This is a genomic window from Chromobacterium sp. Ag138 (assembly GCF_055181315.1).
In genome coordinates this window covers 3,859,931-3,868,775 of the sequence record NZ_JBUPWA010000001.1, presented here as the reverse complement: position 1 = coordinate 3,868,775, position 8,845 = coordinate 3,859,931, and the positions used below count along the sequence as shown (strand labels likewise).

Sequence of the window (8,845 nt, the reverse complement as noted above, 5' to 3'; positions counted from 1 at the left end):
GCGCGCGCTGCCCCGCCCCACCCGCCCGCGCAACTGATGCAGCTGCGCAAGGCCCATGCGCTCGGCGTGCTCGATCACCATCAGGCTGGCATTGGGCACGTCCACGCCGACTTCGATCACCGTCGTCGCCACCAGCACGTCCAGCTGGCCCGCCCCGAACGCGGCCATCACCTCGGCCTTCTCCGCCGCCTTCATCCGGCCGTGCACCAGGCCGATGCGGCGGCCCGGCAGGTCCTGCAGCAGCTGCTGGTGGCAATCCACAGCCGTCTGCAGTTGCAGCGCCTCGGACTCCTCGATCAGCGGGCACACCCAGTAGGCCTGGTTGCCCTCGGCGCAGGTTTTCTCGACGAACTGCACCACCTCGGCGCGGCGCGGGCTACCGATCAGCTTGGTGACGATGGGCGTGCGGCCCGGCGGCAGCTCGTCTATCGCCGATACGTCGAGATCGGCGTAGAAGCTCATCGCCAGGGTGCGCGGGATAGGCGTGGCCGACATCATCAGCTGATGGGGCTCCTCGCCCTTGTCCTGCAGCGCCAGCCGCTGGCCGACGCCGAAACGGTGCTGCTCGTCGACGATGGCCAGCCCCAGCTTCTGGAAGGCCACGTCGTCCTGGAACAGGGCATGGGTGCCCACCGCCAGCCGGCATTGGCCGGAGGCGATCTCGTCCAGCGCCTGCTGCTTGGCTTTCTTGCGCAGGCTGCCGGACAGCCAGGATACGCCGATGCCCAGCGGCGCCAGCCAGCCGGACAGCTTCAAATAATGCTGCTCGGCCAGGATCTCGGTCGGCGCCATCAGCGCCACCTGGTAGCCGGCCTCGATCGCCGACAGCGCCGCCAGCGCGGCGACGATGGTCTTGCCGCTGCCGACGTCGCCCTGCAGCAACCGGTGCATCGGGTGCGCCTGCCGCATGTCGGCGCGGACCTCGTCCAGCACCTTGCGCTGCGCGCCGGTGAGCTGGAACGGCAGATGGGCCAGCAGTTTTTCGCTCAGGCTGCCGTCGCCGGCGATGCGCGGCGCGTGCCCAAGCCGGCGCGCGCGGTAGGCCAGGCGCATCGACAGCTGCTGCGCCAGCAATTCGTCGAATTTCAGCCGCTGCCAGGCCGGCAGCTGCGGATCGGCCAGCTGCTGCGCCGACCACTCCGGCGGCGGCTGGTGCAGCAGACGGATGGCGTCGGCGAACGGCAGCAGCGCCAGCGGCGCCATCAGCGGCGCCGGCAGCAGCTCGTCCAGCCGCTGCGATTTCAACTCGGCGTGCACCAGCTTGCGCAGCACCGGCTGGGTCAGGCCGTTGACCGTCGGGTAGACCGGGGTCAGGCTGTCGGCCAGCGGCGCGCCCTCGCGCACCTCGCGGGTCTTGGGATGAACCATCTCGTCGCCGGCGAAACCGCGGCGGATTTCGCCCAGCGCGCGGATGCGGCTGCCCTCGGCGAACTGCTTGAGCTGGCTGGGATAGAAGTGGATGAAGCGCAGCAGCAGCGTGCCGCTGCCATCCTCGATCTGCACCCTGAGCTGCTTGCGCGGCTTGTAGCTGACCTCGTGCGCGGTGACGGTGCCCTCCACCAGCACCGGCTGGCCGTATGGCGCGTCGGCGATCGGGTACAGATGAGTTTCGTCCTCATAGCGCAGCGGCAGGTGCAGCACCAGGTCAAAGCGGCGGCGTATGCCCAGCTTCTCCAGCTTCTTGACCAGCGCGGCCGGCGCCGCCGGCGGCTGGTTGGCGAGATCGATCGGGGAATTCATGAGTAGCGATTGTACCCAACAATGAGAAAGGCGGAAGCGGCTCGCGCCGGCTTCCACTCAGGCAGCAGGTCAGACATGGATTCGATGCCGCAGGACCCGGCCTAGCCGGGCCTCGCCAAATCAGTGGGCGCGCCCGCCGCCTGACCATCGAATCCCAATCCCCCCGCCCTTGCCCTGCAAGGGAGCCTCGCTACGCTCGCGGCGTGTTCTCAACACGCAAAAGGCGGAAGCGGCTCGCGCCGGCTTCCGCCTTTCTATGGACCTGGCGTCCGTCGGCTTACTGCTGGCGCTCCCACACCTGGGTGCGGAAGAAGGGGCCGATGTAGCCGCGCACGCGCAGCTTCTTGCCATCGTCCATCAGCTTGGCACCGGAGGTGTAGATCTTGCCCGACTTCGGATCCAGGATCTGGCCGTCGGACCATTCCTCTCCGCTCTTCTTCAGGCCCCACAGGATTTGCATGCCGTTCACCGACTTGCCCTTGTTGGCGCCGTCGCACTTGTCGCACACCGCGTCCGGGTGCAGGTAGAGCTTGATCACCTTGCCGGTCAACTCGCCGTTGGGCGCTTCGTTGATCTGCACCAGGGCCTTGGCCTGCTTGGTTTCATCGTCAATGGTCTTCCACAGGCCGGCGGCGCTGCCGGCCAGCGCCAGTTGGCTGACCAGGCCCAGCGCGGTCGCGAGGCAGGCGGCTTTGGCGATTCGGATCATGATGTTTTTTCCTCGTCTCGTTTGTTATGAAACAACAGTTTGGAGTAGCGGCTCTAGGATGCCAATAGCAGACAAGGCAGTCAAGCCGGGGGATGGAATCAGCAGCGGAATTCGCCCGTTCCCATGAGCTGGGTACGGCCGCCCACGCTCACCGCGCCATCCGCGTCCACATCCAGATACAGCCGATTGGGCCGGTTGATCGCCTCGCCCTGCTCCACCGTCCACGACAGCGGCGCAAGACCGTTCAGCGCGCACCAGCCGCCCAGATTGGCGCAGGCGCTGCCGGTGCCGGGATCCTCGATCACAGCGCCCAGCTGCTCGAAGAACAGCCGCACGGTAGCGACACCGCCATCCTGATGCCAGACATAGGCGATGCTGCGTCCAGGCCGCAGCGTCGCATGACGGGTGAACAACGCCGGATCGGGCTTGGCGTTCAGCACCGCCTCGCGGCTGGAGAGGCCGATCAGCAGCTGCGCGCTGCCGGCATCCACCCACTGCGGCGCATGCAGCACGTCGCCAGCGGCCAGGCCCAGCATCGCCGCGGCTTCGTCGATGCCGCAACCGGGCCGGACCGACGCAGGCAATGCCCGCAGCCGGAACACGCCGTCGGCATGACGGATCGGAATCAAGCCGGAGCGGGTGCGCAGCGTGAAATCGTCGCCCAGCTCGCCGTGCGCATGCAGCACGGCCGCGCTGCCCAGCGTGGGGTGGCCGGCAAAAGGCAATTCGTAGCTGGGCGTGAAGATGCGGAGGCTGGCCGCGCATCCGGCGTCGCCCGGCAATACAAATACGGTTTCCGACAGGTTGAACTGCCGCGCGATCAACTGCATGTCGTCATCCGACAATCCGGCGGCGTCGGTGAACACCGCCAACGGGTTGCCGCCGAAACGCTGCTCGGCGAACACGTTGACGATCTGGAAGCGGTAAGCGCCCATCAATCCTCCTTATATAGATGGCATGCCCGATCCTGCATCTGATCCTCCACCTTGGCAAGGCGCAGTTTCACGCGCTCGGCCTCCTGCAGCGGCTGGCCGCGGCGCAGGTTAGCGTCCAGCGCGGCGCGCCTGGCGTCCAGCCTGCGGCAATGCTCGCGCTCGGCCAGCCATTTCCTGCGCTGCGCGCTCCGCTCGCGCCGCTCCGCCTTGGCCTCGGCCTGCCGGCTTTTGTCGCGCTGGTCCGACCACTGCCGCAACTGCTCGCGGTAATGCTGCGCCGATTGCTCGCCGTCGTTCTGCTCGATCACGCTGAATGGATGCGTCTCCATTTCCACCGTCCGGCTGCCAGCCGGGCATGGCTGCTCCCCATAGACCACGCTGCCATCGGCGCCCCGGCACTTGAATACTTCGGCGTGGCTCAGGCTCGCGCCCAGCAGCAGGCAATACAGCGCGTATCTCATATCGCTCTTCCTTCGCGGACATCGCCGCAACATGCCAAAGCGCCGACAGTTTGAACACTGGCTGCTCGGCCATCTGCCAGACAGCAAAAAGCCCCGGTTTCCCGGGGCTTTTTCATCGCGAACGCGGCGCGCTTACAGCACCAGCACCGCTTCGGCTTCCACCAGCACGCCCTTGGGCAGGCTGGCCACGCCGACGGCGGCGCGGGCCGGGAACGGCTGGCTGAAGTACTGGCCCATGATTTCGTTGAAGGTGGCGAAGTTGGACAGGTCGGTCAGATAGGCGTTGAGCTTGACGATCTGGTCCAGGCTGCCGCCGGCGGCCTCGCACACGGCCTTCATGTTCTTGAACACCTGGTGGGTTTCGGCGGCGAAGCCGCCTTCCACCACGGCCATGGTGGCCGGGTCCAGCGGGATCTGGCCGGACAGGTAGACGGTGTTGCCTGCCTTGACGGCTTGCGAGTAGGCGCCGATGGCGGCCGGAGCCTTGTCGGTGTGGATAATTTCCTTAGCCATTATTCATCTCCTTCTTTGAGGAACAGGGTGAGCAAATCGTTGAGGAAGCGCTGGCCTTTCAGCGTCGGGCGCAGGATGGCGCCATCGCCGTCCAGCAGGCCTTGCGCCTGGGCTTCGTCCAGCTGGCGGCGGATCAGCGCCAGCGGCAGGCCGGTGCGTTCCTGGAACAGGCGGCTCTCGAAGCCGCCGGTGAGGCGCAGCAGATTCATCATGAATTCGAACGGCAGGTCGCCGCGGGCGACCTTCTGCTGGCTTTGCAGCGGATTGCCGTCCGCCACCGCCTTCAGATAAGCGGCCGGCTGCTTGTGCCGCATCTGGCGGACGATGCCGGCGTGGCTGCTGATCTTGCCGTGGGCGCCGGCGCCGATGCCGACGTAGTCGCCGAACTGCCAGTAGTTGAGGTTGTGGCGGCTGTGGCGGCCGGGTTTGGCGAAGGCCGAGGTTTCGTAATGATCGAAGCCGGCGGCTTCCAGACAGGACTCTATCGCTTCCTGCATGTCGGCCGACACCTCGTCGTCCGGCAGGTTCTTCGGCGTTTGCGCCGCGAACATCGTATTCGGCTCTATCGTCAGATGGTAGGCCGATAGGTGGGTGATGCCGTAGGACAGCGCGGTGTTCAGGTCGGACAGCGCCTCGTCCAGGGTCTGGCCCGGCAGCGCGTACATCAGGTCCAGGTTGACGTTGTCGAAGTGGGTCAGCGCGATCTCGACCGCGCGCTTGGCCTCGTCGCCGTCATGGATGCGGCCCAGCGCCTTCAAATGCCTGGGATCGAAGCTCTGGATGCCGATCGACAGCCGGTTGATGCCGGCCTCGCGGTAGCCGCGGAAGCGCTCGATCTCGAAGGTGCCGGGATTGGCCTCCATGGTGATCTCGGCGTCCGGGTGCAGCTTCAGCCGCGCGCGCACCCCGGCCAGCAGCACATCCATCGCCTGCGGGCTGAACAGGCTGGGCGTGCCGCCGCCCATGAAGATGCTGGTCAGCGGCCGGCCCCATACCTCGGGCAGCGAGTATTCCAGATCGCGCAGCAACGCGTCGACATAGGCCATCTCGTCGAAGCCGTTTTTCGGCTCGTGCGAGTTGAAGTCGCAATACGGGCACTTGCGGATGCACCACGGGAAGTGGATGTACAGCGCCAGGGGCGGCAGCTCGCGCAGGCCGCCCGTCAGCGCCGAGACGTCGATCACGCTCATGCCAGCGCCTTGAGCTTGGCCATCAGCGCGGCCAGCGCCTGGCCGCGGTGGCTGACGCGGTTTTTCTCGGCGGCGTCCAGCTCGGCCACCGACACGCCGTAGCTCGGCAGATAGAAATGCGGGTCGTAGCCGAAGCCGCCCTCCCCGGCGGCCTGGTCGCGCACCTCGCCCAGCCAGATGCCGTCAGCCACCAGCGGCTGCGGATCGTCTGCGTGGCGCACCAGCACCAGCACGCAGTAGTACCAGGCGCGGCGGTTGGCCTCGCCCTGCAGCTTTTCCACCAGCAGCGCGTTGTTGCGCGCGTCGGACTTGGGCTCGCCGGCGAAGCGGGCCGAATACACGCCCGGCGCGCCGCCCAGCGCCTCGACGCAGATGCCGGAATCGTCAGCCAGCGCCGGCAGGCCGGTCAGCCGGCTGGCGTGGCGCGCCTTCTCCAGCGCGTTTTCCAGGAAGGTGTGGTGCGGCTCCGGGCATTCCGGCACGTCGAAATCGCGTTGCGGGCGCACGGTGACGCCCAGTTCGGCGAACAGCGCGCCGAACTCCTTCAGCTTGCCGGCGTTGTTGCTGGCGAGAACCAGTTGATCGAACATCTTTTCGCTCTTTCTATCTTGTGGGTGCGGCCGAACCGGGTCGATAGCGTCCGGCCAGGCCGCCAGCTTAGCGGCTGACCTTCACTTCCGTCCACATCCGCGCCAGCGCGCGGCGCTCCACCGGCGTCAACTCGCGCAATACCGTCCATTTTTTCGCCTGCTCGGCAGACGGATTGATCACCGGGCTGGCTTTCAGATCGGCGCGAAAATAAGGACTGGCGGTCGCCACCGGATTGGTGGCGCCGTTGAGGTTGGTCAGCTGCGCCGCGTTCTGGCCGTCCAGCATGAAATTGATGAACTGGTGCGCCAGGTCCGGCCGTTTGGCGCTGGCGGTGATCGCCATCGTGTCCACGCCGATCTCATTGCCCTCGCGCTGCGGGACATTGCCGATATGGAACGGCCGCTTGGTCAGGCGCGCGTCCTCGCTGGCCTGGAAGAATTCGGTCGAGTAGCCCAGCGCCACCCAGATATTGCCGACGGCCAGCTGCTTCAGATAGCTGGCGTTGGAGAAGGCGGCCCAGTACGGCTTGGCGCGCTTGATCACGTCGCGCGCGGCGCGCATGTCGGCGTCGGTCGCCCGGTTCGGGTCCTTGCCCAGGTAAAACAGCGCGGCGGCGAACACCTCGCGCGAGCTGTCCAGCACCGTCACCTTGCCCTTGATCTTCCGCAGCACCGCGGGATCGAAGATCACCGACCAGCTGGAGGGATCGACGCCCAGTTGCTTCAGCTTCTCGACGTTGTAGCCGACGGAAGTCAGCGACAGCACGGTGGGAATGGTGTAGCGGTTGGCCGGATCGTAGCTTTGCGACAGATAGGCCGGCGCCACGTTTTTCAGATTCGGGATCTGACGGTGGTCCAATGGTTGCAGCAGCTTCTGCTTGGTCATCGCCTGCACGACGAAACTGGAGGGAAACACCATGTCGTAACCCTTGGCGCCGGCGGCCAGCTTGGCCAGCATTTCCTCGTTGTCGCCGTAATAGTCCTGTACCACCTTGCAGCCGCAGCGCTTCTCGAACTGCCTGACGATGTTGTCGGACAGCGAGCCGCTCCAGTTGTAGATGTGCAGCACGTCATTGGGACCGGCCCAGGCCAGGCCGGAAGACAGCGACAGGGCGAGCATCAGCTTGTGCAACTTTTTCAATTGGGATTCACCTCCAGACAGTCATGCCGGGCATGACAACCATGACAAAAGGCGGCCGCAGCCGCCTGGCGAAGACAGCCGCCCGTCGGCGGCCATCGGATAATCAGGCGCGGCGGCCCGCCAGCGTGGCCTCGTAGGCCTGGCGCAGCAGACCGGCGTCGGCGCCGTCCAAGAGCTTGGCGTCGGACAGCATGCGCCGCCAGTTGCGCGCGCCGGGCAGGCCCTGGAACAGGCCCAGGATATGGCGGGCGATGTGGCGGACATTGCTGCCGTCGGTCAGCCGCGCCGTCACGTAGGGCATCATCGCCTCCACCACCGCCGCGCGCTCCGGACCCGCGGCCGCGTCGCCGTAGAACAGCGCGTCCCAGTCGGCCATCAGCCACGGGTTGTGGTAGGCCTCGCGGCCGACCATCACGCCGTCGACGTGCTTCAAATGCTCGGCGATCTCGGCATTGGTCTTGACTCCGCCGTTGATCAGGATTTCCAGTTCCGGCCGCTCCCGCTTCAATCGGTAGACATAGTCGTACTTCAACGGCGGGATCTCGCGGTTCTCCTTCGGGCTCAGGCCTTTCAGGATGGCGTTGCGCGCGTGGACGATGAAGGTGCGGCAGCCGGCCTCGGCCACCGTGTCGACGAATTCGCGCAGGTAATCGTAATGCTCGATCTGGTCGATGCCGATGCGGTGCTTGACGGTGACGTCGATGTCGACGGCGTCGCGCATCGCCTTCACGCAATCGGACACCAGCTTGGGCTCCGCCATCAGGCAGGCGCCGAACGCCCCCTTCTGCACTCTTTCCGACGGGCAGCCGACGTTAAGATTCACTTCGTCGTAGCCCCACTCCTGAGCCAGCTTGGCGCACGCGGCCAGCTCGGCCGGCTCTGAGCCGCCCAGCTGCAGCGCGACCGGATGCTCGGCCTCGTCGAAACGCAGATGCCGCGCCACATCGCCGTTCAACAGCGCGCCGGTGGTGACCATCTCGGTGTACAGCCAGGTGTTCCGCGTGATCTGGCGGGCGAAGTAGCGGTAATGGCGGTCGGTCCAGTCCAGCATGGGGGCGACGGACAGGCGGCGCGGCGGCAACGCGCGGCGGTTGGCAAGCGTTTGATTCATCCGGGAAAACCAGTTCTTTCGCAGCGGCAAAACGCGCGGCCTGGCCGGACACGCTGCGACGCATAAGCGTTTGATCAAACTGGGAATTATCCTACCTACGTCAAGGCAGGGTCAAGGCAAAATCGCCCCGCGCTCACTCGATCAGCCGCATATGCGCGCGCACCCAGTCGCGGTCGGCCGCCTCGAAATGCCACCACTCGGTGGCGATGCCGCGGAAGCCGGCTGCCTCCATGCAAGCGCGCAGCAGCCGGCGATTGGCCAGTTGCGCGTCGCTGAGCAGCCCCCTGGCCAGCATCTCCGCCTCCCGCTGCGGCTGCGCGCGCTCGGTGAAGTCGTCGAAGCCGGTGCCCATGTCGAGCTCGCGCCCCTCCTCGTTCTCGGCGGTGATGTCCACCGCCATGCCGAAACTGTGGATGGAGCCTCGCGCCGGATCAGCCACGTAGATGCGCTGCGGC

9 protein-coding genes and 1 pseudogene are annotated in these 8,845 nt (G+C 66.4%); all 10 read right to left on the bottom strand.

Annotated features, from left to right (window positions below):
* Positions 1–1,740 (bottom strand): annotated as a pseudogene (gene recG / locus ACY3GB_RS18120) (ATP-dependent DNA helicase RecG); the annotation flags it as partial.
* 277 nt (positions 1,741–2,017) lie between these two features.
* Positions 2,018–2,449 (bottom strand): DUF2147 domain-containing protein, encoded by a 432-nt coding sequence (locus ACY3GB_RS18115; protein WP_021476488.1) that lies wholly within the window; start codon positions 2,447–2,449, stop codon positions 2,018–2,020.
* 98 nt (positions 2,450–2,547) lie between these two features.
* Positions 2,548–3,384 carry a PhzF family phenazine biosynthesis protein gene (locus ACY3GB_RS18110; RefSeq protein ID WP_463089961.1) on the bottom strand — a complete coding sequence of 279 codons (837 nt, stop codon included), beginning with the start codon at positions 3,382–3,384 and terminating at the stop codon, positions 2,548–2,550.
* A complete protein-coding gene (locus tag ACY3GB_RS18105; protein ID WP_463089960.1) occupies positions 3,384–3,845 on the bottom strand; it encodes a DUF4124 domain-containing protein in 462 nt (153 codons plus the stop codon). Before ACY3GB_RS18105 ends, ACY3GB_RS18110 begins: the two co-directional genes overlap by 1 nt.
* A gap of 132 nt (positions 3,846–3,977) precedes the next feature.
* Positions 3,978–4,358: a RidA family protein gene (locus ACY3GB_RS18100; RefSeq protein WP_046155452.1), complete on the bottom strand. Its 381-nt coding sequence runs from the start codon at positions 4,356–4,358 to the stop codon at positions 3,978–3,980.
* The gene (gene hemW, locus ACY3GB_RS18095) at positions 4,358–5,548 is read right to left on the bottom strand and encodes a radical SAM family heme chaperone HemW (RefSeq protein WP_463089959.1); all 1,191 of its coding nucleotides are present in this window, start codon (positions 5,546–5,548) and stop codon (positions 4,358–4,360) included. Before hemW ends, ACY3GB_RS18100 begins: the two co-directional genes overlap by 1 nt.
* Positions 5,545–6,138 carry an RdgB/HAM1 family non-canonical purine NTP pyrophosphatase gene (gene rdgB, locus ACY3GB_RS18090; RefSeq protein ID WP_463089958.1) on the bottom strand — a complete coding sequence of 198 codons (594 nt, stop codon included), beginning with the start codon at positions 6,136–6,138 and terminating at the stop codon, positions 5,545–5,547. The genes hemW and rdgB overlap by 4 nt, the downstream gene beginning before the upstream one ends.
* 67 nt (positions 6,139–6,205) lie before the next feature.
* The gene (locus ACY3GB_RS18085) at positions 6,206–7,279 is read right to left on the bottom strand and encodes an ABC transporter substrate-binding protein (RefSeq protein ID WP_463089957.1); all 1,074 of its coding nucleotides are present in this window, start codon (positions 7,277–7,279) and stop codon (positions 6,206–6,208) included.
* 103 nt (positions 7,280–7,382) lie between these two features.
* The gene (gene dusA, locus ACY3GB_RS18080; protein WP_463089954.1) at positions 7,383–8,390 is read right to left on the bottom strand and encodes a tRNA dihydrouridine(20/20a) synthase DusA; all 1,008 of its coding nucleotides are present in this window, start codon (positions 8,388–8,390) and stop codon (positions 7,383–7,385) included.
* Positions 8,391–8,523: 133 nt separating this feature from the next.
* Positions 8,524–8,845 (bottom strand): M15 family metallopeptidase (locus ACY3GB_RS18075; protein WP_463089956.1); only part of this gene is annotated, 322 nt, incomplete at its 5' end.

Excerpts from the sequence above, each read along its gene's own strand:
- rdgB (WP_463089958.1), bottom strand. The coding sequence starts at position 6,138 with ATGTTCGATCAACTGGTTCTCGCCAGCAACAACGCCGGCAAGCTGAAG.
- ACY3GB_RS18115 (WP_021476488.1), bottom strand. The coding sequence starts at position 2,449 with ATGATCCGAATCGCCAAAGCCGCCTGCCTCGCGACCGCGCTGGGCCTG.
- ACY3GB_RS18105 (WP_463089960.1), bottom strand. The coding sequence starts at position 3,845 with ATGAGATACGCGCTGTATTGCCTGCTGCTGGGCGCGAGCCTGAGCCAC.
- ACY3GB_RS18110 (WP_463089961.1), bottom strand. The coding sequence starts at position 3,384 with ATGGGCGCTTACCGCTTCCAGATCGTCAACGTGTTCGCCGAGCAGCGT.
- hemW (WP_463089959.1), bottom strand. The coding sequence starts at position 5,548 with ATGAGCGTGATCGACGTCTCGGCGCTGACGGGCGGCCTGCGCGAGCTG.
- ACY3GB_RS18100 (WP_046155452.1), bottom strand. The coding sequence starts at position 4,358 with ATGGCTAAGGAAATTATCCACACCGACAAGGCTCCGGCCGCCATCGGC.
- dusA (WP_463089954.1), bottom strand. The coding sequence starts at position 8,390 with ATGAATCAAACGCTTGCCAACCGCCGCGCGTTGCCGCCGCGCCGCCTG.